Consider the following 24,184-nt stretch of genomic DNA (forward strand, 5'->3'; position numbering starts at 1 on the left):
GCGCCTCGCGGTGCGCAAGACGTACAAGCTCTACATCGGTGGCGCGTTCCCGCGCAGCGAGTCAGGACGGACCTATCTGGTGGACGGCGACAACGTGGCCCTCGCCTCCCGCAAGGACGTCCGCGACGCGGTGCTCGCGGCCCGCGCGGCACAGCCGAAGTGGGCCGGGGCGACCGCGTACAACCGGGGGCAGATCCTCTACCGCGCCGCCGAGATGCTGGAGGGCCGGCGGGGCGAGTTCGTCGCCCTGGGGGTGCCCGCCGACGAGGTGGACGCCGCGACCGACCGCCTGGTCTGGTATGCGGGCTGGTCCGACAAGATCGCCCAGGTGGTGGGTGCCGCCAACCCGGTCGCCGGGCCGTACTTCAATCTGTCCGCGCCGGAGCCGACCGGGGTGGTCGGCGTCGTCGCCCCGGCATCGCTGCTCGGACTCGTCAGCGTCGTCGCCCCGGCGATCGTCACCGGCAACACCGTGGTCGTGCTGGCCCCGGGCCCGCAGGCCGCCATCACCCTCGCGGAGGTGCTGGCCACCTCCGACCTGCCCGGCGGCGTCGTGAACGTCCTCACCGGGCACCCGGCGGAGACCGCACCCTGGCTGGCCTCCCACGACGACGTCAACGCGCTGGTACTCACCGGGGTGGCCGATCCGGCCCTGGCCGCCGACCTCGAGCGGGCCGCCGCCGACAACCTCAAACGGGTGGTACGCCCACCCGCGGCCGCGCCCGACTTCACCGGTGATCCCGGGATCCAGGCGATGACCGCGCTGCTGGAGACGAAGACGGTCTGGCATCCGAAGGGCTTCTGACCCGGTGGGCGGGGGACCACCACCCCCGCCCAGCCGCGCCCACTAGGGTGTGTGCGCAGAGTCACCCGCTGCACCAGACGCCCGCTCAGCCGAACCAAATCCCGGAGGTCACCGTGGCCCGCCAGTCGCCGAACCGGCCCGAGGCCGAAGAGCCCCTGGGCGACCAGCCCGCCGACAGCGAGCCCGTCGCCAAGTCCGCCGACGGCTCCCCGGCCGCTGAGGAGCCGGCCGCGGAGGAGCCGGCCGCTGAGGCGTCGGCCGTCGTGGAGCCGGTCGCGGAGGAGGCGGTCGCCGAGGAATCGGCTGCCGACGAGTCGCCCGCTGCCGAGCCCGGCACCTCCGGGCGCGCGCTGTGGGAGGAGGCGAACGTCTCCCCGGTGGAGATCGCCCTGCCGGCGGGCGTGGGGTACACGCTGCGCGCGTTCCGCAAGGCGGGCGGGCTCACGCCGACCGAGCTGGCGACGGACGACGACGACCCGTTCGAGGAGCGCCGCCGCGCCGCCGAGGCCCGCGCCACCGAGGACGAAGAGGTCATCGTCGACGAGGAGTTCGCGGCCCTGCTGGCCGAAGGGGACGCGAAGGACACGAAGGCCGGTGACCAGGAGGAGGCCGAGGAGCCCGATCCGGCCGACTTCAAGGACGAGGCGGACGACGAGGCGGACAAGGCGGCCGACGAGGAGGTGCCCGTCTTCCTCAGCCACAAGGGCCGGGTGCTGCTCTTCAAGAGCCCGGAGTCCCTGGTGTCCTTCATCCGTTCGGGTGCACCCCATGATCTTGCCCAAGTGGACACCTGGACGACCGTCGCCGAGCGGGTACAGTCGTCCGACGTCGACCCGCTGCCGGAGGACCGCTACGAGCTGGACCTCGTTGTCGAGAACCTGCGTGGCGGTCACGACACCTGGGACCTGCCGCTGCTGATCGCCGCGGGCGAGGTAGCCCGGGATCTGGGGTACGCGCTCCGGCTCAAGCCGGTGGTCCTGGCACTGTCGCCAGGCTCGCCGCTCGACGACCTGGACGAGTCCCTGCGGAAGGCCGAAAGCGGCGGTATGGGTGGGTATTTCGGGCGCCGGAAGCTCCGGAAAATCGGGGCACAGCAGGCAAGCCTCGGTTGGCGCTCGATAATCGGCAAGATCTCTGCCGCTGTGGACTGGCGCGAGTGACCCCTCACCAGGGACCATCAGTCCTTGGCACACGACAGCAGTCCCGGGGAGGAGGACGACGCCGTGGCGCTCGTGCGCGTGTACTGCGGTCTGGCGTCGGCTGATGAATCGGTGCGTCCGGCCTCCGCGGCGGCGCAGCTGACCATCGCCGTGGTGGACGACGCGGGGCGACTGCTCGAAGTGCGCGAGATCAGCGACGACCCAGCCGGGTACGCCCAACTCGGCACGCTGCTCGTGGAGCGGACCACCGGCTTCGCCGATGCCGCGGTCGCGGCCGACAGCGACGATCACATGATCATGTCGCTGCTCACCGCCGCCGGGCGCCCGCTCGTCGTGGCCGACGACGACTCCGCCGACGACTACGCGGACCGGTTCTCCGACGACGACTCCCCCGAGGAACTCGCCGCGCCGCAGGCCGCCCGCCGCGCCGTCGGCCTGGCCCGGGCCCTGCAGGCCGGTGCGATCGCCGCCGTCAACCTGCCCACCCCCCGGGAACTCATCAGCTACAAGCCCGTACTGGCTGCGCACGTCGCCATGCTCAACGGCCGCAACGCGGCCGCCACCGCCCTGCGTGAGGTGTTGCGCGAGCTGTACCCCGCCGCGCTGCGGGCGTACCCGGACCCGGCCCACCCGCTCGCCCTCGCGGTGCTGGACGCGCTGCCGGAGCCCGGCCGCCTGACCGGGGGCGGCGCCGATGCGGAGTCCATCGCCGGGGCCGTCGCCGTGGAACTGACCCGGGCCGGGGCCGGCACCGAGGACCAGGTCGCCGCCGCCGTGACCGCTCTGGTGGTGGCGATCAGCGAGTCGCCGCGCCGCGGCGGGGTCAACAAGTCCCTGGCCCCGGCCGCCGCGGACGCGGTACGCCAGGCCATCAGCGCGGTCCGCTCCTGCGATGCCGCCTGTGACGCCCTGGTCGGCACGCTGACCGCCCGGGTCGCCCCGCCAGCCGCCGTGCCGTCCGCGGGGCGCCGCGCCACCCGCCGCGCCGCCGAAACGGTCGTCACACCCCTGCAGCCGGTACGCCCCAGCACGGGCACCCGCGTCGGCCGCCGCGCCCGCCCCGAGCCGGCCGCCGAGAACACGCCGGTCACACCGCGCCCGCTGACCACCCCGCCGGTGGCTCCCGAGCCGGTCATGCCGCCGCCGCTGGCGCCGCGCCCGGTCACCCCGCCGCCGGCCGCACCGGCCGCCTCACTGCCGCACCGCACCCCCGGCAACAGGCCGGTTTCCGTGCCGCCGCCCCCGCCCGGGATGACGCCGATCGTGCCCGGCTCGCGGGGCCCGCTGGCGCCCGCCGACTCCGGCCAGCCGTTCCGGCCGACGCTGACCAACGCGGCGATCAGCAGCGCCCGGGCGGAACGCCAGCGCACCGTCATCCCGCCCCGCCCGACCACCCGCCCGGCCTCCCTGGCGGCGACCAACGGCTCGAGCAACGGCGCGACGGACTACTCGCTGCCGCTGCCGGCCGCGCGCCCCGACAGCCCGGACCCGGGCTCGCGCGCCAACTGGCCGCTGGTCAACGGCGACGACCGCGCCGCCACCCCGACCTCCGGCGCCCCCGGCGAGGGCCGGGTCCGCCCGCCGTGGCAGTCCGACGACCTGCCCACGGAGCCGCCGTCGCTGCGCCTGGTCGAGCCCGCGCTCGGCCGGATCGACGGCGGGCTCGGCGACCTGCCGGGTGCCTCCGAGCCCCCGCCGCTGCGCCTGGTGGACGGCGACGCCGCGGAGCGCACCGCCCGCACCAACGGCCGGTCCCCGCGCCGTCCGGCCAACCCCGGCATCACGCTCACCGCACTGGACCGCAGCTCCACCCCGCCCGTGCCGGAGGAGAACGACGGCGACCTGCTGATCTTCGCGGCCGCCCGATCCGCGTGGTTCACCGGCCACAGCGAGGCGGCCAGCAGCAACCTGGACTGGACCAACCCGGCCGACACCGGCTGGCAGGCGGCCGAGAAGGCCGCCAGCCCGGCGGTGACCACGATGACGGCGGCGGGCCTGCCCAGGCGGACGCCCCAGGAGAACCTGGTGCCCGGCTCGCCGCTGCGCGACGAGCGCCCGATGCGCATCGTCCGCGACCCCGCCAGCATCGCCGCACACACCACCGGCTACTTCCGCGGCTGGCGCCGCGGCCAGGAGATCGGCGGGTACGCGATCGGCGGGCGCCCGGGCCGCGAATCGGCGGGCGGCTGGGACTTCACCCGCGACGGCGGCCAGAGCGAGGCGTACAGCAACAACGCGGGCTACCGCAGCAACTGAACGACGCCACGCGGGTACGCGGCGCGCCGCCGACCGTTCGTCAGGCTCCCTGGCGGCTGAGCCACCGCTCGTGGGCGGCGCCGAGGCGCCCCCACAGGGCGTCGCGCTCGGGCGGGGTGACGTCATCGAGGGTCAGCCCGAAGACGTCCGCCAGAGCGGCGAAATAGTCGCTGCGGTCATCGAGAACGGTGCGGGTGTCCTTGTCCCCGACCCGGGTGAGCACCAACCCGCGGAGAATGTCCGTCCCGGACGCATCGCGTCGCTGCACGGTCGCCACCTGGACGAAGCCCGACTCCGGGGAGGTGGACAGGTGCGCGTGCCGCGCGGCGAACGCCGACATTCCGGCAGCCTCCGGGCGGAAGTCCATGCCCAGGAAGGAGCCGCGCGGGTCGTGCTCGAAGCGCCACCCGCCCGGCTCGGCCACCGACGGGCGCAGGCCGTACCGGAACGGGCCCTGGTGGTGGTGTCCTTCGCTCAGCGGTAGCGGCTCGTGCAGTCCGTCGCCCATGCCGAGATCGACGAGCCACCGGCCGCCGGGGACCGCGGGCGACGGCAGATCCGCCACGGTGAGGACCAGGTGGTTGGCGCTGGCCCCGGCGGGCTGGTCCGTGCCGCTCTGAACGCCGCCGACGTGCCGGGTGACCCGGTAGCCGAGGGCGTGCAGCAGAGCGGAGAAGGCCCCGTTGAGGTGGTAGCAGTAGCCGCCCCGGCCCCGCACGATGCGCTGGGCGGACTCCGCCGGGTCGACGGAGGTCGGCCGGCCCAGCCAGATCTCCAGGCACTCGTACGGCACCCGCTCGGCGTGCGCCCGGTGCAGCTCGTGCAGGGCGGCGACGCTCGGCGCCCGCCCGGCCAGGCGAGCAAGGCCGAGCCGTCGAAGGTACGCGGGCACATCGATGAGGTCAGACACCCGCCCACCCTATCGAACAGGTGTACGTCCGGGTTCGCCGGAGGTGAGCAGCAGGAAACCCCGCTCCGGCCGCGGAGCGGGGTTTCTCGCGTACGTCAGGCCGGGGCCACCGCGCGTGACCGGCGCATCGTCAGGACGTACTCGACCAGCGAGATGAGCACGTTCTTCGTCGATTCGCGGTTACGGGCGTCGCAGCTCACGACCGGGACCTCGCTCGAGATCGCCAGCGCGTCCCGCACGTCCTGGGCGTTGTGATACTGCATTCCGTCGAAGCAGTTGATCGCGACCAGGTACGGCAGGCGCCGGTGCTCGAAGAAGTCGATCGCGGCGAAGCAGTCCGCGAGACGACGCGTGTCGACCATGACGACGGCGCCGATGGCACCGCGTACCAGCTCGTCCCACATGAACCAGAAACGCGTCTGGCCAGGCGTGCCGAACAGGTACAGGATCAGGTCACGATCGATACTGATCCGGCCGAAGTCCATGGCTACCGTGGTGGTCGTCTTGCCCGGCACCTGCCGGTTGTCGTCGACACCCACACCGGCGGAAGTCATGATCGCCTCGGTGGTCAGCGGGGTGATCTCCGAGACCGAACCCACCAGCGTCGTCTTACCGACGCCAAACCCGCCGGCGATGACGATCTTCGCCGACGTCACGCGCCCGGCTGCTTGCCGGCGCGACATATCAGAGCCTGCGAAGTCCACTCAGCACCCTTTCCAGCAGTTCCGTGCCCACCGCATCGGTCTCATCCTCCAGCGACGTCGGCTCGTACACCGCGACCAGGCCATCCGAGGCCATGTCGGCGACGAGTACCCGAGCCACACCGAGCGGCAGCTGCATGCGCGCGGCGATTTCGGCCAGCGACTGAACCCTGCCGCCGTCGCACATCGCCGCGATGTACTGATGCTCGCTGCCCTGCCCACCCCTGCCCACTCCGGTGGAGCGGCCACGGACGGTTGTTTCGACCAGCGCTTCCAGCGCGATCTCAAGCTTCGGCCGGGTTCGGCCACGGGTCACGGCGTACGGTCTGACCAGTGCACCGGTCGGCTCATCGCGTTCGGGCATCGTCACCGTTCACCCCATCCCTCAGCCCTAGAAGTGTCTCTTGCCATTCATCTTTTGGACAGTGACCGGTTGTGATCCCGGCCACGGTCGTTCAGCCCAGAACCGCGGCCGAACGTGGCGCCGGGGTCAGCGCCTCGCCGACCCGGTCGACCAGCAGGGCCATCTCGTAGCCCACCTGGCCGACGTCGCAGCTGCGGGCTGCCAGCACCGCGAACGATGACCCGTCGGAGATCGACATCAGGAACAGGAACCCGTTGTCCATCTCGACGACCGTCTGCAGGACCGCCCCGCCCTCGAAGCAGCGGGCGGCCCCCTGGGTCAGGCTGACCAGGCCGGAGGCGATGGCCGCCAGCTGGTCGGCGCGGTCACGCGGAAGGTCGCGCGACGCCGCGAGAAGCAGACCGTCGGCGGATACCGCGATCGCGTGCGCCACCCCGGGAACGCGGTCGGCGAAGTTGGCCAGAAGCCAACCCAGATCCTGCGTAGATGTCATGCCTCATGCTCCTTGCCAGCCTGCGAGGACTGCTGCCCTCCCGGAGTCTCCTCCGGGTTGGTCGATTGTTCCTTGGTGCGACCCCTCTGCACACCGCGGTGGTACGCGGACAACAGCCCGCGAACCGCCTCCGGCGTACGGCGCTGGACGGAGGTACCGCCCCGATCGACACCGCCGGGGACGAGTTGAGCCATCGGCGTGCGCTTTGGCAGACCCGCCGAGGTGGTGGTCTCCACGGGAGCCTCGGCGGCTGCCCGGGCGGCCTGCCAGCCTTCGTCTGCCGCGGTCTGCCAGGCGGCGTTCCCCGCGGTGGGGCCGCTGCCCGATCCGTTGCCCATGGTCGTCCCGTTGCCTGTGGCCTTGCCGTTGCTGGTCCCGTTGCCGGCGGCCGCCCCGTTCGAGGATGCGCCGCTCGAGGACGCCCCGTTCGAGGACGCCCCGTTCGAGGACGCCCCGGTGCCGACCCGGGTCGGCAGCGCACCGATGGTGGCCGGGTCACGGACCTTGTCCGCGGCGCGGCTCTCGGGTGCCGCCGTCGTGGACTGCGCGGCAGCGGCGGTCGGCCGGGTCGGCTCGGCGGTCGAGTACCGCTGCGTGGAGAGCGCGTCGCCCTCGCTGTCCGGGGACTTCACCACGCTGCTGCTCCGGTTCGTGGTGAACCAGGCGGATTCGAGCTCCCGGAAGATCGGCAGCTCCATCGTCTCGTCCGCGTACCGGTTGTCGGTCTGGGCGGTCCGCTGCTGCGCGGCCGCGATCTGCGCGGCGGCGGTCGCGTGCGCGGCGGCAGCCTCAGCGGCGGCAGCCTCGTGGGCGGCGACCGCGCGCTCAGCGTCGGTCTGCGGCCGGTCCGCGGCGGGCGGCGCCGACTGCGGCGTACTACCGGCGCTCGAACGCTCCGGACGGTACCGGGGCAGCTCGGCCGTCATGTCGAGCGCGGCGGCGAGACTCTCCGGCACCTGCGGTGCGTCACCCGCGACCAGGGGCCAGGCCGGCGGGGCCGGCTGGGCGGGCGGAGCCGAGCTGGGCACGCCGGAGGCGGGCATCCCGGACACCGGCCGACCACCGTACGGCGGGGCCGACGTCGGCGGCACCGGGGGCGCCGAGACGGGCGGCACGAACGGACTGCGCGTCTGGCTCTCCGGGTTGGCGGGCAGCTGGCGCGGGATGGTGGCGCCGAACGCGCCGTCCTCGCCGCGGACCGGCTCGCCGTTGCGCCGCTGCGGCAGGTCGCCGTTGAAGCTCTGCGGTCCGGGCTGGCCGGGGCCCTCGGACCCGAAGCCCTGCGGGCCGAAGCCCTGGGGACTGGACCCGAAGCCCTGGGGTGCCGGGCTCGGCGGTGCCGGGCTCTGCGGCCTCGCGGACGACGATCCCTCGCCGGCCCGAGGGCCGTGGAAACCGTTCGTGCCGTTGAGCCCGCCGCCGCCGTTCACGTAACCGTTGGCGGGGGCGCCGGTCAGGTCGGACCAGGCGGGTACGCCGCGTCCGCCGCCCAGCAGGCCGCCGGAGTTCATCGGCGCGCTGGGGTCGAACGGGCGGCCGGCCGGGAAGCCGTTGCCCGGTCCCCCGCTCTCCAGCGCGAGCGGCTCCGCGAACGGGGGCCGCTGTGCCGGCTCGCTGGCGCCGTACGGGGAGGCACCGATGCCGTTGCTGGTGGCCCGGGAGGCCACGGCGTGCGAGGCGAGGACGCCGAGCGGCAGGCCGACCTCGGCCACCGTGCCCCGCTCGTTGTCGGCCGGGCGCAGCTGTGCGGACACCCCGTGCCGGCTGGCCAGCCGGGCGACCACGACGAGGCCCATCATCCGGGAGACGGCCACGTCCACCGTGGGCGGGTTGGCCAGCCGCTCGTTGAGGTCGCGCAGCTGCTCGCGGCTGATGCCGATGCCGCGGTCCTCGACCGAGAGCAGGGCGCCGTCGCCCAGCCGCCGCGCCTCGACCAGCACGGTCGAGTTCGGCGGGGAGAACGCGGTCGCGTTGTCGAACAGCTCGGCGACCAGGTGCACCATGTCGTTGACGGCGTGCGCCGACACCTCGATGTCCCGGTCGATCATGCCGAACTCGATGCGGGTGTAGTGCTCGACCTCGGACTGGGCGGCACGCAGCACGTCGATCAGGGCGGCGGGCTCGCGCTGCACACGGGTGGAGTCGGCACCCGCGAGCACCAGGAGGTTCTCGTCGTTACGGCGCATTCGGGTGGCGAGGTGGTCGAGCTGGAACAGCTCGGCCAGCCGGTCCGGGTCCTCCTCGCCGCGCTCCAGCCGGTCGAGGTGGCCGATGAGCCGGTCGACCAGGATCTGCGAACGGCGGGCGAGGTTGACGAACATCGTCGCGACGGAGGAGCGCAGGGCGGCCTGCTCGGCCGCGGTCCGGACCGCCTCGAGGTGGACCGCGTTGAACGCCTCGGTCACCTGCCCGAACTCGTCGCGGCTGCGCACCGGCAGCGGTTCGGCGACCTGGTCGGCGACCTGTGCCGGGGTGAGCGAGCTGGTGAGTGCGGGGTCGCGCAGCCGCTCGACCGCCTGCGGCAGGCCGTACTGGGCGACGGACAGGGCGCCCTGGCGCAGCTCGCGCAGCGAGCGGGCCATCGAGCGGGCGACCAACCAGGCGAACGTGATGGCCAGCAGCAGCATGCCGATCAGCACGCTGGTCTCGATGAAGACCCGCCGGTTCACGTCGTCGCGCAGGCCGGTCGCCTGCTGCACGATGTCGGCGTCCATCTTCGTCTCGACCTGGCGGTAGAGCTTGTTGTACCCGGTCATCGCGGATTCCCACGACGCGCTGTCGAACGGGATGTCCTTGGTGAACTGGCCCGTCCGGTTCACGAGCGGGCCGGTCAGGTTGGTGGCGGCCCGCTCGTCGGGGCCGGTCACCACGCGATTGAAGAGCGCGTTCTCCTCGTCCGTGCCGACGGTCTTCAGGGTGGACTCGGCGATGTCCAGGCCGGCGTCGGTGAGCAGGAACTTCTGCCGCAGGCCGGCGTTGAAGTCGCCGACGCCGAGCACCAGGTGGCCGATGTCGCGCTGCTGGGCGATGTTGTCCTTGGCCCGGGCGACCGCGGCCACGGCACGCAGGTGGTCACTGAGGGTGGTGTCCAGGGCGAGCTGCGCGGAGGCGTCGCGGACGTTCAGCAGGTCGTTGATGAGGGCGCTGTACGCCTGGTCGACGTCCTCGGCGGTGAGCTTGTCGTTGGCGGTCTGGCTACGGACCGCGGGCAGGTCCTCGAGGTTGCGGTCGAGGCGCAGCAACAGCACGCCGACCTTCTCGGGAACGTCGTCCAGGGCGGCCTTCTGCTGCGCGTACGGCAGCCGGGCGGCGTCCACCTGGGGGTGCTCGTCGTTGAACAGCTTCTTGGCGTCGTCCTTCGCCGGACCCCTGGACTGCGTGATCATGACGCCGTAGGCGCGCTCGTTCTGCAGGTGGTCGACCAGACCACCGGCCGCCTCCGAGAGCACCGACAGGGTGCGGGCACGTTCGGCGTTGTTGGCCTCGCTGATGTGGTCGACGAGGCCGCTGACTCCGACGATCACCGTCGCCAGGGTCGGCACGAGCATGATCAGGCCCAGCTTCGACCAGATCGGGAGATCCCGTAGTCGGCCGGCCGGTCGGCGGAGACGCGACATGACCGCGTTCGCCTGCTTGGGGCGCTTGCTCACGTCACCGTCCTCCTGTTCGACCCGGCCATCTGTCCGGCCGGGTCCCGCGCACGACTGACTCGCCGCGTCGGGCCCCCGAGATTCCATCACGACGAGTGTCAAAGAGAAAGAGCAGGCGGACACGGACCGATTGTGTGACGCGATGTTGGTGGCCACGTGGTGGGATTCACCAACCCGACGTCACTGTCCGTATATGCCTGCGTTCCTCACGGTCACTCGCTTCTGAATGGCCGGCGGCGGCTTCCAGCCACGCCGAACCGCCCCGCTCCGCGAGGACCGGGGCAGCACAGACGATGGCTCGCAGGACACATGGACCGCAAGGCAAGATGCCAGATTGTGCAGTCTTTGTTTACAGGGGAGTGCCCATTCGGAGTGGGCACCTGGCTGAATCGCCAGATTTCGGCCCTCGAAAGGACCTCCGTGTCCCCCATACCCGGAAAACCGGACTTCAGGCGATCAACTTCGCGTAGGCCGGCTTGATCACTTCGTTGATGATGGCCAGCCGCTCGTCGTACGGGATGAACGCCGACTTCATCGCGTTGATCGTGAGCCACTGCAGTTCGCTCCAGCCCCAGCCGAACGCCTCGGTCAGCAGCGTCAGCTCCCGCGACATCGAGGTCCCGCTCATGAGCCGGTTGTCCGTGTTGACCGTGACCCGGAACCGCAGGTCGTGCAGCAGTCCGATGGGGTGCTCGGCGATCGAGGGCGCCGCCCCGGTCTGCACGTTCGACGACGGGCACAGCTCCAGCGGGATCCGCTTGTCCCGGACGTACGCGGCCAGCCGCCCCAGCACCGGGCCACCGGGCGGAGCCGACGCCGAACCGCCCGTGGGGGTGGTCGACCCGGCCGACGGAGCCTGACCGGTGATGTCGTCGACGATCCGTACGCCGTGGCCGAGCCGGTCGGCGCCGCACCACTGGATCGCCTGCCAGATCGACGGCAGCCCGAACGCCTCACCCGCGTGGATCGTGAAGTGGGCGTTCTCCCGCTGCAGGTACTCGAAGGCGTCCAGGTGCCGGGTGGGCGGGAAACCGGCCTCCGCCCCGGCGATGTCGAAGCCGACCACACCCGAGTCGCGGTAGCGCACCGCCAGCTCGGCGATCTCCTGCGACCGGGCCGCATGCCGCATCGCGGTGAGCAGGGTGCCGATCCGGATCTGCCGGCCCTGCGCGGCCGCCTCGGCGGCCCCGTCCTCGAAGCCCGCGCGGACCGCCTCGACGACCTGTTCCAGGCTCAGCCCACGCTCCAGGTGCTGCTCCGGGGCGTAGCGCACCTCCGCGTACACCACCCCGTCGGCGGCCAGGTCGAGCGCGCACTCGCGGGCCACCCGGTGCAGACCCGCCTCGGTCTGCATGACCGCCACGGTGTGCGCGAACGTCTCCAGGTAGCGTTCCAGCGAGCCCGAGTCGGCGGCCGCCACGAACCACTGACCCAGCCGGTCCGGGTCGCGCTCCGGCAGCTCATGCCCCACGGCGTCGGCGAGTTCCACCACCGTCGCCGGGCGCAGACCCCCGTCCAGGTGGTCGTGCAGCAGCGCTTTCGGGGCCTTGACGATGTCGGCGTATGAGATGGCGACCATCAGCAGAGCCTAGAGGGATGCCCGGGATGATCGACGCAGCACTGCCGTACCTGCGGTGCCCGGTGTGCGCGGGACCACTGCGGCGGCCCGTCCCGGCGGCGTTGCGCTGCCCCCGCGGGCACAGCTTCGACATCGCCCGGCAGGGGTACGCGAGCCTGACCGCGGGCCGCAGCCCGCACCCCGGCGACAGCGCCGAGATGGTCGCCGACCGGGAGAAATTCCTGGCCGCCGGGCACTACGACTTCATCGCCGAAGCCCTCGCCGACGCCGCCGAAACGGCAACCCCCGGGACGAACCGAGCTGGGAACGCGGGCGCCGAAACGGCCACGGCCGGGACGGGAGCCGGGCGAGGGCTGACCGGGGCCACGGGCGCCGAGCCCACGGCGGGAGGGGGGACGGGGCTCGTGGTCGACGCCGGCACCGGCACCGGCCGCTACCTCTCGGCCGTACTCGAAAGACTGCCGGCCGCGACCGGACTCGGCCTGGACGTGTCGAAGCCGGCCCTGCGCCGCGCGGCCCGTGCCCACCCACGGGCCGCGGCCGTGCACGCGGACCTGTGGCAGCCGCTGCCGCTGGCCGACGGCGCCGCCGATCTCGTGCTCGACGTGTTCGCCCCGCGCAACGGCCCGGAATTCCGCCGGGTGCTGCGCCCCGGTGGCGCGCTGCTGGTCGTGACCCCGGCTCCGGAGCACCTGGCCGAGTTGGTCGAGGGGTACGGCCTGGTCCAGGTCGACCCGGACAAGGCCGAACGGGTCGCGGGCAGCCTCGGCGCCGACTTCGTCGAGGAACGCCGTCGGGTGCTGCGGACGACCCTGCGGCTGAGCGGCGACGAGGCCCGCACGCTGATCGGCATGACCCCGAGCGCCCGCCATGTCGCCGCCGCCGCGCTGCCCGCCGACGAGGTAACCGTCACGGCCGCCGTGGAACTCACCGTCTACCGCTAGACCGAGAGGTCGACTTCCTCCCAGTCCGGCGGCCGGTCGTGGTACGGCCCGCGGAAGACCACCGCCCATTCCAGGGCCCACCGGCGCTGCCCGATGGCGTTGCTGCCCACCTCGCCGGGCAGCGCCAGCCCGTCGCGCTCCGCCTCCTGGAACGCCCAGTCCAGGCAGTAGTACAGGTCGAGCAGGACGGCCGCCTCGACCGCGTCGCGCGGAGCGACCAGGGTGCGCGAGCGCCACTCGCGGAACGACTCACCGGAGGGCAGGTCCGGCATGACCCGCATCAGCCGGTCCTCCGGCCGCGCGGTCGGATCCAGGTGCCGGCTCAGGCCGAGCAGCCAGGCCAGCGCGAACACCGCGTCGTGGTGCAGCACGAACGACCGGTGGTCGCCCTGCGCCCCGGTCACGAACTGCCACTCCGGCGGCGTCACCTCCTCGACCAGGTGCGAGCCGAGCAGCCAGCCCATCGCCAGCTCGGTCGGCATGCCGAAGCAGCGGGCCACCACGACGTGCAGCACGGCGGCGCGCGCCTCGATCTCGGTGGTGCGGCGCAGCTCCACCCCGTCGCCGGGCTCCCACACCAGCGGGAACGACTGCGGCGGCAGCGGCAGGGCGAGCCGCTCCAGCTCGTCGAGGCTGGCCTCGCGGACCGCGCGGGGATCGGGAGCGGCCTTGGTCATCGACGTCAGGCTATGCGATCGAGAAGCAGCGGCGTGGGCGTGGGCGCGGCGTCCGCGATCCGGATGGCCGCCTCGGCGTCCGCCCGCGCCGCCGGGATCCGGGCGGGTTCATCGGTACGCAGCTCCAGCAGCGGGTCACCCGCGCGCACCCGGTCTCCCGGGCGCACCTTGAGGACCACGCCGGCCCCGGCGCTGACCGGGTCCTCCTTGCGGGCCCGGCCGGCGCCGAGCCGCCAGGCCGCGATGCCGATCCCGTACGCGTCGAGCCCGGCCACCACCCCGTCCGTGCTCGCCCGCAGCACCTCGGTCTCCTTGGCGACCGGCAGCGGGGCGTCCGGGTCGCCGCCCTGCGCACGGATCATCGCGCGCCACGAGTCCATCGCGGCGCCGGACTCCAGCGCCTTCACCGGGTCGGCGTCGATCCCGGCCGCGTCGAGCATCTCCCGGGCCAGCGTCAGGGTCAGCTCCACCACGTCCGCGGGGCCGCCGCCCGAGAGCACCTCGACGGACTCGGCCACCTCGATCGCGTTGCCGATCGTCAGCCCCAGCGGGGTGGACATGTCGGTGAGCAGGGCGACCGTACGCACCCCGTGCGCGGCGCCCAGGTCGACCATGGTGCGGGCCAGCTCGCGGGCCGCGCCGACCTCCTTCATGAACGCGCCCGAGCCGACCTTGACGTCCAGCACCAGCGCGCCCGTACCCTCGGCGATCTTCTTGCTCATGATCGAGCTCGCGATCAGCGGGATCGCCTCGACCGTGCCGGTGACGTCGCGCAGCGCGTACAGCTTGCGGTCGGCGGGGGCGAGACCGTCACCGGCCGCGCAGATCACCGCGCCGATGTCGCGCAGCTGGGCGACGAAATCGGGGTTCGACATCCGGGCCTGCCAGCCCGCGATGGACTCCAGCTTGTCCAACGTGCCGCCGGTGTGCCCGAGGCCGCGCCCGGACAGCTGCGGCACGGCCGCCCCGCACGCCGCGACCAGCGGGGTCAGCGGCAGCGTGATCTTGTCGCCGACCCCGCCCGTCGAGTGCTTGTCGACGGTCGGGCGCGACACCGCGGACAGGTCCAGACGCTCCCCGCTGGCGATCATCGCGGCGGTCCACCGGGCGATCTCGCCGCCGGACATCCCGCGCAGCAGGATGGCCATGGCCAGCGCCGACATCTGCTCGTCCGCCACCACCCCGCGGGTGTACGCGTCGATCACCCAGTCGATCTGGGCGTCGGACAGGGTGTGCCCGTCCCGCTTCGCGATGATGACGTCGACTGCCGCGAACTCGCCGCTCATGGGTTCCTTCCCGATCTGCCGCGTCGTTGCGGCTTCGTGGCCGAGCTTATGACGCTTCCCAAAGCTTGCCGATGCCCTCCGGCGGATCGCCCTCACCCGCCCAGGACAGCCCGCCCTCCGCGTCCACCACGACGATGCGGGAGGTGCGCACCCGGCCCCACCGCACCACCGCGGCGGCGGTCGGCAGGATGGGCCCCTCCTCGAGGATCCCGACCTCGGCGTCGCCCGCGTCGGAGCTGCCGGCCGAGCGCTCCCAGTACCCGGTCCACACCTGCTCGCCGCCGGAGAGGTCGGGGTGCACGAACACCGTGCCGCGCCCCCGGTAGCGGGCCAGCCGGGCGGGCACCTCCGGCAGGGCGGCCGGGCCGGTCAGCGCGTCCAGGTCGGCACGCCCGAACGCGTGCGGCAGCAGTTCGTCCATCCGCAGCGGGCGCGGCACCGCCTCGACCAGGCAGTCCGGGCCGCCGTGCTCGAACAGCAGCTGACGGCAGCGCCCGCACGGCATCAGCGGCGTCCCGTTGGCGTCGACGCAGGACACCGCGACCAGCTGCCCGCCGCCGCTGGCGTGCAGCGCGGAGACCAGGCCGCACTCGGCGCACAGGGTCAGCCCGTACGACGCGTTCTCCACGTTGCAGCCGACCACGATCCGGCCGTCGTCCACGAGCCCGGCCACCCCGACCGGGAAGTCGGAGTACGGCGCGTACGCATGCCGCATGGCGTCAATCGCGGCGGCCCGCAGCCCCGGCCAGTCGATCTCCATGTCCTGAATTCTGCCCCACTACGCGGGTCGGTCCGCGCCGACGTCAGCTCTTGACGTACGGCTGGCCGTCGGCGGCCGGGGCCCGGACCCGCCCGACGAGCCCCGCCACCGCGACGATCGTGGCCAGGTACGGCAGCATGTTGAGGAACTGGTTCGGCACCGGGCTGCCCACCGCGCTCAGGTAGAAGGCGAGCTTCTGCGCGAACCCGAAGAACAGCGCTGCACCCAGCGCCCCGAACGGCGTCCACCGCCCGAAGATCAGCGCGGCCAGGGCGATGAAGCCCGCACCGGCGGTCATGTTCTTGTTGAAGCTGCCCGTGGCGACCAGCGTGAAGTACGCCCCGCCGAGGCCCGCGATGACGCCGCCGAGCAGCACGTTGAGGTAGCGCAGGCCGCGCACCCGGATGCCGACCGTGTCGGCGGCGGTCGGGTGTTCGCCGACCGACCGGGTCCGCAGCCCCCACCGGGTCCGCGACAGCCCGAAGTGGATGACCACGACCAGGATCAGCGCCAGCCAGACCAGCGGGTTCGTGTCGAACAGCACCGGACCGACCACGGGAATGTCGGCCAGGCCGGGGATCCGGATGGTGGGCATGCGCGGCGGCTGGTTGTAGCTCAGCGCGTCGGGCTGCATGAGCCGCTCGTACAGGAAGCCGGTGAGGCCGACCGCCAGCAGGTTGAGCACGATGCCGACCACGACCTGGTCGACCAGGTACCGGATGGCGAGCACGGAGAGCAGCGCCGCGATGATCACCCCGCCGACGACCGCGCTGATCAGCCCGGCCAGCACGCTGGCGGTCATGGTGCCGACGAGCGCCCCGGCGAACGCGCCCATGAGCAACTGACCCTCGATGGCCACGTTGACCACGCCGGAGCGTTCCCCCAGCACGCCCGCGAGGGCACCCAGGATCAGCGGCACCGCGAGCTCCAGCGTGCCGTCCGCGGTGTCCACGAGCGGGAGGAACTTGCCCGCCACCTGCCAGCACAGGAACGACAGGACGAACGCGAGGATGCCGACCACCAGCAGCGTGGTCTGCCACCGCTTTGCGACCCCCACCAGCAGGCCCACACCGGCACCCACCGCCAGCACGCCGAACAGGATCGCCCCGAGCTGGCCGTTGATGCTCAGCGCGGCGCCCGAGGCGTCCTCGCTGAGTGTGAACCGGGCGGTCTCGCTGTGCGCCAGCGGACCGAACAGCCCGGTCGCCACCGCCCCCAGCAGCACCAGGCCGGCGCCCAGGCGGCGCTGCCGGTCCCAGAACCGGGTCGGTGCGGTGACCTCGGTCAGTTCCTCAACCGTCGCCGTCGACACGTGACTACCAGCCCTTCGCCATCGAGGTGCCGAGCCGCGCGGAGCGGGCGGCGCGCAGGTGGAAGGTCGCCTTCACCAGAGCGGGTGCGGCGATGAAGATGACGATCAGCGCCTGCAGCACGGTGACGAGCTCCACTGAGATACCCGTGTACGACTGCATGCGGTTGCCGCCGGCGCGCAGCGCGCCGAACAGGATGGCCGCCAGCAGGGTGCCCCAGGGTTTGTTGCGGCCGAGCAGGGCGACGAGCAGGCCGTCGAAGCCGATGTTGCCCGCGACCGCCGGGGTCAGGTTGTGGGCCGTGCCCAGGACCTGGGTGGCGCCGCCGAGCCCGGCCAGGCCGCCCGCGACGACCATCAGCATCGTGTACGTCCGGCCCACGCTGATTCCGGCGGTCTTCGCGGCGGCCGGGTTGGCGCCGACCGCGCGCAGCTCGAACCCGAACGCGGACCGCTTCAGCAACCATGCCACGCCGGCCGTGACCAGTACCCCGAGCAGAATGCCGAGGTGCACCCGCAGGGGGCCGCCCAGCGCGGGCAGCTCAGCCGACGACGGCACCGTCTTGCTGATCGCCTCGGAGCGGTCCGGGTCGTGCACGCCGTCCTGCAGGATCAGCCAGCCGAGGAAGAGGGCGGCGGTGTAGTTGAGCATGATCGTCACGATGACCTCGTGGGCGCCGGTCCGCGCCTTGAGGATGCCGGGGATGAAGCCCCACACCGCGCCGCCGATGATGCCGGCCAGCAGCGCGGCGATCAGGTTGAACACGATCGGCAGGTCGAGGGCGAACCCGGCGACCGCGGCGAAGATCGTGCCCATGATCGCCTGGCCCTGGCCGCCGATGTTGAACAGGCCGCCGCGGAACGCGATCGCCACGGAGAGCCCCGTGAAGATCAGCGGCGCCGCGAACGTGAGCGTCTCGGAGATCGGGGCGAACACCTGCTGCCAGCTGCCGGTGCCGTCGAGCCACGCGGACACCGCGGCCGGGTCCACGATGGCGCCCTTGAACAGGTCGGCGTACGCGGCGCTGACCAGGTCCCAGCTGCCCTGCAGGGCGTCGGCGGGCCGGGCGGTGAAGTAGCCGAATGCGGCCATGACCTCCGGGCTGGACACGACGATCAGCACCGCGCCGATGACCAGGGCCAGGAAGATGGACAGCACGGTGACGGTGACCGTGTTCGCCGACCACAGGTTGGCCAGGAAGACCCGCAGGAAGGAGTCACCGCCGTCCGCGTCCTTCGGCGGGGCCGCGGTCTGGGTGGCGGTCGCCGCGGCCGGATCCGCGGTCGGCTTCTCCGGTGTCTCCGGCACGCCGACCGGTCCGTCCGTACTCACTTGGTCCCCTTCTCGTCGGAGCCCGCATCCTCACCGGGGGCCGGTGTCGCCTGCCCGGTGGCCTCGGCGGCCGGCTCGTCCTCGGCCGGCACGATGACCGCGTCCTCGACGGACTCCTCGACCAGGTCGGTGTCGGTGGGCAGCAGCTCCACCGCCTCGTCCGCACCGGCCTCGGCGCGGCCCGGCGCTGTGGCCCGGCCCCCGGCGTCCGGACCACCGCCGGACCCGCCCGTGATGCCCGCCATCAGCAGGCCGATCTCCTCGCGCGGGGTGTCCGGCGCGATCGTGGCCAGGACCCGGCCGCGATACATGACCGCGATGCGGTCCGCGAGGCCGACGACCTCGTCCAGCTCGCTGGAGATCACCAGCACGGCCGTGCCGGTGTCGCGTTCCTGCACGATCCGCTTGTGGATGAACTCGATCGAGCCGACGTCGACGCCGCGGGTGGGCTGGGACGCGATGAACAGTCGCAGCGGGCGCGACATCTCGCGCGCCACCACGACCTTCTGCTGGTTGCCGCCGGACAGGGTGCCCACGGCCGCGTCCGGCGACGACGTACGCACGTCGAACTGGGCGATCCGTTCCCGGGCCGACTCGGCGATGGCGCCGGAATCGAGCCGGAACGCGTTGCCGTACGGCGGCCGGTCGTACATGTCGAGGATCAGGTTCTCGGCGACGGAGAACTCCTTGACCACCCCGTCCAGGCTGCGGTCCTCGGGGACGTAGCCGATGCCGGAGCGCAGGATCTGCTTGGTGCTCATGCCGGTGAGGTCCTCGTTGTCGACCTCGATCGCCCCGCCCCGGGGCTTACGCAGGCCCATCACGGCCTCGGCCAGCTCGGTCTGCCCGTTGCCCTGCACCCCGGCGATGCCGAGCACCTCGCCCGCGCGGACCACCAGGTCGACACCGTCGACCGCACGGACTCCGCGGTCGTCGTCGACGATCAGGCCGGAGATCTTGAGCACCTCCCGGCCCGGCTCGGCGGGCGTCTTCGACACCTCGAGGCTGACCGCCCGGCCGACCATCAGGGCGGCCAGTTCGTCCTCGGGGGTCTGCGGGCTGACGCTGGCCACCGTACGGCCGCGGCGGATGACCGTGATCCGGTCCGCGATCGCCTTGACCTCCTTGAGCTTGTGCGTGATGAACACGATGGACTTGCCGGAGTCGGAGAGCCCGCGCATGACCGCGAGCAGTTCCTCGGTCTCCTGCGGGGTCAGCACCGCGGTGGGCTCGTCGAGGATCAGCAGGTCCACGTCGCGGGTCAGCGCCTTGATGATCTCCACCCGCTGTTGCGCGCCGACCGGCAGGTCCTCGACCAGGGCATCCGGGTCGACCGGCAGGCCGTAGCGCTGCGACACCTCGACGACCTCGCGGCGGGCGCGACGCTGGTCGAGCCAGCCGAGCGGGCCGCCGCGGGTCTTCTCCGCCCCGAGCGCGAGGTTCTCCGCGACCGTGAAGACCGGCACGAGCATGAAGTGCTGGTGCACCATGCCGATGCCGGCCGCGATGGCGTCGCGGGGGCTGCGGAACGTCCGGGCCTCGCCGTCGACGAGGATCTCCCCCTCGTCCGGCTGCAGCAGGCCGTACAGCTGGTTCATCAGCGTCGACTTGCCGGCGCCGTTCTCCCCGAGCAGGGCGTGCACCTCGCCGGGCTCGACGGTGAGGTCGATGTGGTCGTTGGCCACCAGGTCGCCGAAGCGCTTGGTGATGCCGCGCAGTTCAAGTCTCAGCGGAGTCTCCTGACAGCGATCACGTGGGGGGCCAACGCGAGGACGGTAACAATTTGGGAGCAGGACCGCCGCCCGGCCGCGAGGAGTCATCCTCACGGCCGCGCGGCGGCCGGACGTGCATACCTGCTAGCGGAGGGTCACTTCGGCGCGCTGGCCGACTCGACCTTGACGGTGCCCGCGATGATGTCCTGCTTGAGCTTGTCGACCTCGGTCTTCAGGCCCGGGTCGACCTTGCTGTCGAACTGGTTGTACGGCGCCAGCGAGACTCCGTTGTTCTTCAGCGTGCCGACGAAGCCCGGGGTGGCGGCCAGCTTCGTGCCCTGGGCGCCGGTCGACACGGCCTCCTGCACGGCGTCCTTGATGTTCTTGACGACCGTGGTGAGGAAGACCTCGCAGTACTGCGCCGCGCTCTGGCAACCGTCCTGGTCGACCCAGATGACCGAGACCTTGCCGCCGGACGCCTTGGCGACGTCCGCGGTGCCCAGCCCGGTGCCACCGGCGACCGGCATGACCACGTCGGCACCCTGGGCGACGAACGTGTTCGTGATGGCCTTGCCCTTGGCCTGGTCACCGAAGTTCTCGGCGAACGTGCCGTTCTGCTTGGCCTTGTCCCAGCCGAGCACCTGGACGTTCTTGCTCTTGGTCTTGTTGTAGTGCGCCACGCCGTCGGCGAAGCCGTCCATGAAGATCGTCACCGGCGGGATCTTGAGACCGCCGTACGTGGCCACCTTGCCGGACTTGGAGAAGCCCGCCGCCAGGTAGCCGGCGAGGAACGCGGCCTCCTGCGTGGCGAACTGCATCGGGTACACGTTGGCCGCACCCGGGACCGCGGCGTCCACGATGCCGAACTGCGAGGTGGGGCTCTCGGCCGCGACCTTCTTGGTGGCGTTACCCATCAGGCCGCCGACCGCCAGAATGAAGTTGCACTTCTGGTTGACGAACTGGCGCAGGTTCGGCTCGTAGTCGGACTCCGCGGTGGACGGAGTGTACTTGACCTTGACGTTGCTGGCCTTCTGCGCGGCCGCCTGCATGCCGGCCCACGCCGAGGCGTTGAACGACTTGTCGTCGATGCCACCGGTGTCGGTGACCATGCACGCCTGGTAGGCCGCCGCGGCGCTGGAGCCACCGCTCGGGGTCTTGTCCGGGGCGCTGCCACAGGCCGCAGCGGCGAGCGTGAGCCCACCCGCCGCGAGAACCGCAACGATCCGCTTCCCACGTACTGGGCGCAAGACGCCCTCCTTCCACCCGCACCGACCCCCGTCGGTGATCTCAGGTCGGGAGCGTATCCCCAGGCCATGGCTCCGGCAGGAAATCACCCGGACTGTTTGCGCACCGTTACCTCGCCGCAATCACCGGCCCCGCCGGAGCGCCGTCTGACAAAGCTTCCGGAAAGATGGGCATTCGAGGGGAAAATTTCCTGCCAAACAGCCTACAAATCCGCAGAATCCACCCACACCTGAAGCCCATTCATGACGGTGGTCCGACCTGCGGGGCGCGGTACTGCCCGGCCGGGAGTTCCCCGACCTCGGCGACGGACTGGGTGACGCCTGGGGGGTACGGCACCGAGGTCGCGTGCTCATCGCGGGCCGCGGCGGCGCCTCGGCGGTCACCGGCGTCGCTCCGCAGGCGTCCATCCTGCCCGCCCAGGTGTCCGGCGGCGCCCAGACCCTCGACAAGGTGCCCGGACCGGAGGTGGCGGTGGCCGCAGCGGCTGGGCGGACCACTCCCGCCAGACCGACCCGACAATTTGTGACGGCACGACCGCGCCAGCCGTCGACGGCGGTGTCGGTATTCCCCGAACTCGGCGTGGTGGTGATCGAAACCAGCGACGGTGTGATGTCCCCGATCCACTGGGGACGCACGGCCGTCAGCGCAACACAGCAACACCTGCGGCGGCCGCGCTGGGGAACATGCCTAGAAGGGTCAATGTGAATCGCGGCGATTCTCGCGCGCCGCCCGTCGCGTCGCCGCGAAAGCCCGCCAGCCGAGGACACCCACGAGCGTGCCGATCGTCAACGAGGCGAGGATCAGGGCGGCGTGCACCCAGAGGAACGCGGTGGGCCGGCCGGCCTCGAAGGACCGGTTGTCGTTCCAGATGGCGACGGCGAAGCGGGGCCAGATCAGCCACGTCCACACGCCGACTCCGAGGAGGAACACCGCCCACCGCCGCGAGATCACCACGCGGACAGTATGCCCGCCGCGCCACCGGGCGGATCACCAGGTGGCGGGCGGGGTAACGACCGGATTCAGAACCAGCGCTGGTAGCGGCTGTTGGTGTCGCACGTCGCCAGCGTGACCTTGTTCGTGTGGTCCGGGTTCAGTCCGGTCGGCGCCTTGACGCACACGTGCGCGTGCTGCTTCGTGAACGCGCCGTAGCTCTTGAAGACGACGTAGTTGCCCACTTTGCTCGCATCGACCAGCTTCACCTTGTGATGACCGTTGATCATGCCTTTGTCCTGGACGGACCAGGCGGAGGCACGACCGAACAGACTGAAGACACCGGCCGCGCGATTCGTGCCCCGCGACACGAGATACGTGTCGTTACGCAAGGCGTCACTCTGGAAGCTCTGCTCGGATGCGGCGGACGCGACGCCGGGTGACATCAGGACGGCTACGGACACGCCAATGGCAACAAGCAACCTGCGCACGGTTGACCTTTCGATTGACCAGAAATGACACAGTTCGATGCGCCCCGTCGCATCAGGACAACGGGCATCATCGCGATGGCCGGGTGAGCCCACCCGGCCGGGAAAATGACCTTGCGCCGAACGGCGCACACCTGACCGCGACGCGGCCGGGCGCAAGCATCCACCACGGCCTTTCCCGGCATGATGGGGGTCACGCATCGCCTGTCGATGGGGTCACCCGCCGCAGCCGCGGGTGCACGCCCCGCGCTCGGGGTCAGTCGGCGGCGGGAAGCTTGGCCGCGATCCGCCCGAACGCGGCCCGCACCTCGGCGGCGGTGGGAGGGGGCCCCGCGTACACGTCGGGAGCCTCGTCCTCCGCCGGTTCGCCGTCCGGGGCCGTGCGCGCGAGCTCGATCTCGTTGCGGATGGCGTCCGCGTCGACCAGCGGCAGCAGCGGCTCGACGACCGCCAGCAGGTCCTCGTCGGCGACCACCGCTCGGGCCAGCGCGAGCGCGTGCGGGCGCTCGTACGGTCCGCAGACCACGGGCTCCCAGTCCTCCTCGTCGCCGAGCGCCCCGATGGTGATGACCCAGGGAAGGTCGGCCACCGGGGAGTCGTTCGGCAGGTCAAGCGTCACGAGAGTGCCCACGGGCCCCATCATTGCGGGCGGCGGTGGCGAATCCAGGTGTTTTGCCCTACAGGTGCACTTTTGTCCCTGGCAGCGAGGTCGACGACCCGCCCGTGCGGACTGGTCGCCGCCCAGGCCGCGCCGAACAGCAGGAGCTGGTTGAAGACGTACAGATAGACGAGCACCCCGACCGCGCTGGCGACCAGCCCGTACGCGGGGTTGCGCTGGACCAGCCGGACGAAGGTCTCCCCCACCGTGTTGAGCAGCGTGATGCCGATGCCCACCTGCAGCACCGGCGGGGCCATCCGCCGGGCGGTCATGTGCAGCCGGGGCACCAGGGCCAGCAGGGCGGCCGCGAACACCATGTTCACCGCGACCGTCAGCAGCAGCCCGGTGGCCGACAGCGTCCGGGCGAAGCCGCCGTGGGCCAGCCACTCGAGCAGCTGCTCCAGGCCGTACGCCGCGAGCTGGGAGACGGTCAGCAGGACCAGGATGCCGGTCAGCACGACCAGGTCGAGGACTTGCCGCAGGCCGACATAGCCGGGCTGTTCAGGCAGGCGCCAGATGAGCCGCTGCGAGGAGCGGATCGCCTCCACCCAGGCGATGCCGGTGAAGGTCAGGCCGATGATGCCGACGATGCCGACGGTACGGCCACTGTCGAGGATCTGCTGGAGGTCCACGAACGGCAGATTCTGCTCCAGGAAGTCGGTGACGATGCCGTACAGCTCCGAGTTCTTGCTGAGCAGCAGGCCGAACACCGAATAGCCGATGAGGAGCAGCGCGAAGAGTGCGAAGAACCCGTAGTACGCGATGGCCGCGGCCAGCCGGCCCCCCTGAACCTCCCAGTAGCGCAGCAGCGCCCGGCACAGGTGGTCGAAGGTGCGTGAGCGGTGCCGCCCGGCCAGGATTCGCGACTCGGCCGCGCCGTACAGCCGGTCGATCGGGTTCACGCGCCGACCGTACCCGGCGGCC

Annotated in this window: 22 protein-coding genes; 5 read left to right on the forward strand and 17 right to left on the reverse strand. The window is 72.0% G+C overall.

Features of this window, described 5'->3' with window-relative positions; genetic code table 11:
• The first annotated feature begins 10 nt into the window (after positions 1-10).
• The 3 genes from ACMCNO_RS31225 (at position 11) to ACMCNO_RS31235 (ending at position 4,221) form a co-directional block, all read left to right on the forward strand.
• On the forward strand, positions 11-805 hold the full coding sequence (locus ACMCNO_RS31225; RefSeq protein WP_412753869.1) for an aldehyde dehydrogenase family protein: 795 nt from the start codon (positions 11-13) through the stop codon (positions 803-805).
• Between the two features lie 113 nt (positions 806-918).
• The gene (locus ACMCNO_RS31230) at positions 919-1,965 is read left to right on the forward strand and encodes a DNA primase (RefSeq protein ID WP_412753013.1); all 1,047 of its coding nucleotides are present in this window, start codon (positions 919-921) and stop codon (positions 1,963-1,965) included.
• A gap of 24 nt (positions 1,966-1,989) precedes the next feature.
• Positions 1,990-4,221, forward strand: coding sequence for a transposase (locus ACMCNO_RS31235; RefSeq protein WP_412753014.1), 2,232 nt, complete (start codon positions 1,990-1,992; stop codon positions 4,219-4,221).
• A 40-nt stretch (positions 4,222-4,261) separates the two neighbouring features.
• Here ACMCNO_RS31235 and ACMCNO_RS31240 read toward each other — a convergent pair whose 3' ends face one another.
• The 6 genes from ACMCNO_RS31240 to ACMCNO_RS31265 form a co-directional block, all read right to left on the reverse strand.
• Complete coding sequence (locus ACMCNO_RS31240) at positions 4,262-5,131, reverse strand: arylamine N-acetyltransferase family protein (protein WP_412753015.1); 870 nt, start codon at positions 5,129-5,131, stop codon at positions 4,262-4,264.
• 95 nt (positions 5,132-5,226) lie between these two features.
• On the reverse strand, positions 5,227-5,814 hold the full coding sequence (locus ACMCNO_RS31245; protein ID WP_130509238.1) for a GTP-binding protein: 588 nt from the start codon (positions 5,812-5,814) through the stop codon (positions 5,227-5,229).
• A 1-nt stretch (position 5,815) separates the two neighbouring features.
• Positions 5,816-6,196: a DUF742 domain-containing protein gene (locus ACMCNO_RS31250; protein WP_412753870.1), complete on the reverse strand. Its 381-nt coding sequence runs from the start codon at positions 6,194-6,196 to the stop codon at positions 5,816-5,818.
• 91 nt (positions 6,197-6,287) lie between these two features.
• A complete protein-coding gene (locus ACMCNO_RS31255; protein WP_130509239.1) occupies positions 6,288-6,689 on the reverse strand; it encodes a roadblock/LC7 domain-containing protein in 402 nt (133 codons plus the stop codon).
• Complete coding sequence (locus ACMCNO_RS31260) at positions 6,686-10,339, reverse strand: nitrate- and nitrite sensing domain-containing protein (RefSeq protein ID WP_412753016.1); 3,654 nt, start codon at positions 10,337-10,339, stop codon at positions 6,686-6,688. The genes ACMCNO_RS31255 and ACMCNO_RS31260 overlap by 4 nt, the downstream gene beginning before the upstream one ends.
• 448 nt (positions 10,340-10,787) lie before the next feature.
• Positions 10,788-11,918, reverse strand: coding sequence for an adenosine deaminase (locus ACMCNO_RS31265; RefSeq protein WP_412753017.1), 1,131 nt, complete (start codon positions 11,916-11,918; stop codon positions 10,788-10,790).
• 26 nt (positions 11,919-11,944) lie between these two features.
• Between ACMCNO_RS31265 and ACMCNO_RS31270 the strand changes: the two genes are divergently transcribed.
• On the forward strand, positions 11,945-12,862 hold the full coding sequence (locus tag ACMCNO_RS31270) for a methyltransferase domain-containing protein (RefSeq protein WP_412753018.1): 918 nt from the start codon (positions 11,945-11,947) through the stop codon (positions 12,860-12,862).
• Here the strand turns inward: ACMCNO_RS31270 and ACMCNO_RS31275 are convergent.
• The 7 genes from ACMCNO_RS31275 to ACMCNO_RS31305 all read right to left on the reverse strand — a co-directional run bounded on the left by ACMCNO_RS31275 (position 12,859) and on the right by ACMCNO_RS31305 (position 21,186).
• On the reverse strand, positions 12,859-13,539 hold the full coding sequence (locus tag ACMCNO_RS31275; protein WP_412753019.1) for a DUF4272 domain-containing protein: 681 nt from the start codon (positions 13,537-13,539) through the stop codon (positions 12,859-12,861). The two genes, ACMCNO_RS31270 and ACMCNO_RS31275, sit on opposite strands and share 4 nt — an antisense overlap.
• A gap of 5 nt (positions 13,540-13,544) precedes the next feature.
• A complete protein-coding gene (locus ACMCNO_RS31280) occupies positions 13,545-14,825 on the reverse strand; it encodes a thymidine phosphorylase (protein ID WP_412753020.1) in 1,281 nt (426 codons plus the stop codon).
• Between the two features lie 46 nt (positions 14,826-14,871).
• Complete coding sequence (locus ACMCNO_RS31285) at positions 14,872-15,585, reverse strand: cytidine deaminase (protein ID WP_412753021.1); 714 nt, start codon at positions 15,583-15,585, stop codon at positions 14,872-14,874.
• A gap of 43 nt (positions 15,586-15,628) precedes the next feature.
• Positions 15,629-16,897 carry an ABC transporter permease gene (locus ACMCNO_RS31290; protein ID WP_412753022.1) on the reverse strand — a complete coding sequence of 423 codons (1,269 nt, stop codon included), beginning with the start codon at positions 16,895-16,897 and terminating at the stop codon, positions 15,629-15,631.
• Between the two features lie 4 nt (positions 16,898-16,901).
• On the reverse strand, positions 16,902-18,227 hold the full coding sequence (locus ACMCNO_RS31295; RefSeq protein WP_412753023.1) for an ABC transporter permease: 1,326 nt from the start codon (positions 18,225-18,227) through the stop codon (positions 16,902-16,904).
• A complete protein-coding gene (locus ACMCNO_RS31300; RefSeq protein WP_412753024.1) occupies positions 18,224-19,912 on the reverse strand; it encodes an ABC transporter ATP-binding protein in 1,689 nt (562 codons plus the stop codon). The genes ACMCNO_RS31295 and ACMCNO_RS31300 overlap by 4 nt, the downstream gene beginning before the upstream one ends.
• Positions 19,913-20,094: 182 nt before the next feature.
• Positions 20,095-21,186 carry a BMP family lipoprotein gene (locus ACMCNO_RS31305; protein ID WP_412753025.1) on the reverse strand — a complete coding sequence of 364 codons (1,092 nt, stop codon included), beginning with the start codon at positions 21,184-21,186 and terminating at the stop codon, positions 20,095-20,097.
• Between the two features lie 343 nt (positions 21,187-21,529).
• Between ACMCNO_RS31305 and ACMCNO_RS31310 the strand changes: the two genes are divergently transcribed.
• A complete protein-coding gene (locus ACMCNO_RS31310) occupies positions 21,530-21,889 on the forward strand; it encodes a hypothetical protein (protein ID WP_412753026.1) in 360 nt (119 codons plus the stop codon).
• On the opposite strand, the gene ACMCNO_RS31315 is transcribed toward ACMCNO_RS31310, so the two are convergent.
• The 4 genes from ACMCNO_RS31315 to ACMCNO_RS31330 form a co-directional block, all read right to left on the reverse strand.
• The gene (locus tag ACMCNO_RS31315) at positions 21,881-22,138 is read right to left on the reverse strand and encodes an SCO4848 family membrane protein (protein ID WP_412753027.1); all 258 of its coding nucleotides are present in this window, start codon (positions 22,136-22,138) and stop codon (positions 21,881-21,883) included. The two genes, ACMCNO_RS31310 and ACMCNO_RS31315, sit on opposite strands and share 9 nt — an antisense overlap.
• 65 nt (positions 22,139-22,203) lie before the next feature.
• A complete protein-coding gene (locus tag ACMCNO_RS31320; RefSeq protein WP_412753028.1) occupies positions 22,204-22,761 on the reverse strand; it encodes a hypothetical protein in 558 nt (185 codons plus the stop codon).
• 97 nt (positions 22,762-22,858) lie between these two features.
• Complete coding sequence (locus ACMCNO_RS31325; RefSeq protein WP_412753029.1) at positions 22,859-23,233, reverse strand: hypothetical protein; 375 nt, start codon at positions 23,231-23,233, stop codon at positions 22,859-22,861.
• Positions 23,234-23,241: 8 nt separating this feature from the next.
• Positions 23,242-24,162: a YihY/virulence factor BrkB family protein gene (locus tag ACMCNO_RS31330; protein ID WP_412753030.1), complete on the reverse strand. Its 921-nt coding sequence runs from the start codon at positions 24,160-24,162 to the stop codon at positions 23,242-23,244.
• Positions 24,163-24,184: the final 22 nt, after the last annotated feature.

This window comes from Krasilnikovia sp. M28-CT-15 (assembly GCF_047159595.1).
GTDB lineage: Bacteria > Actinomycetota > Actinomycetes > Mycobacteriales > Micromonosporaceae > Actinoplanes.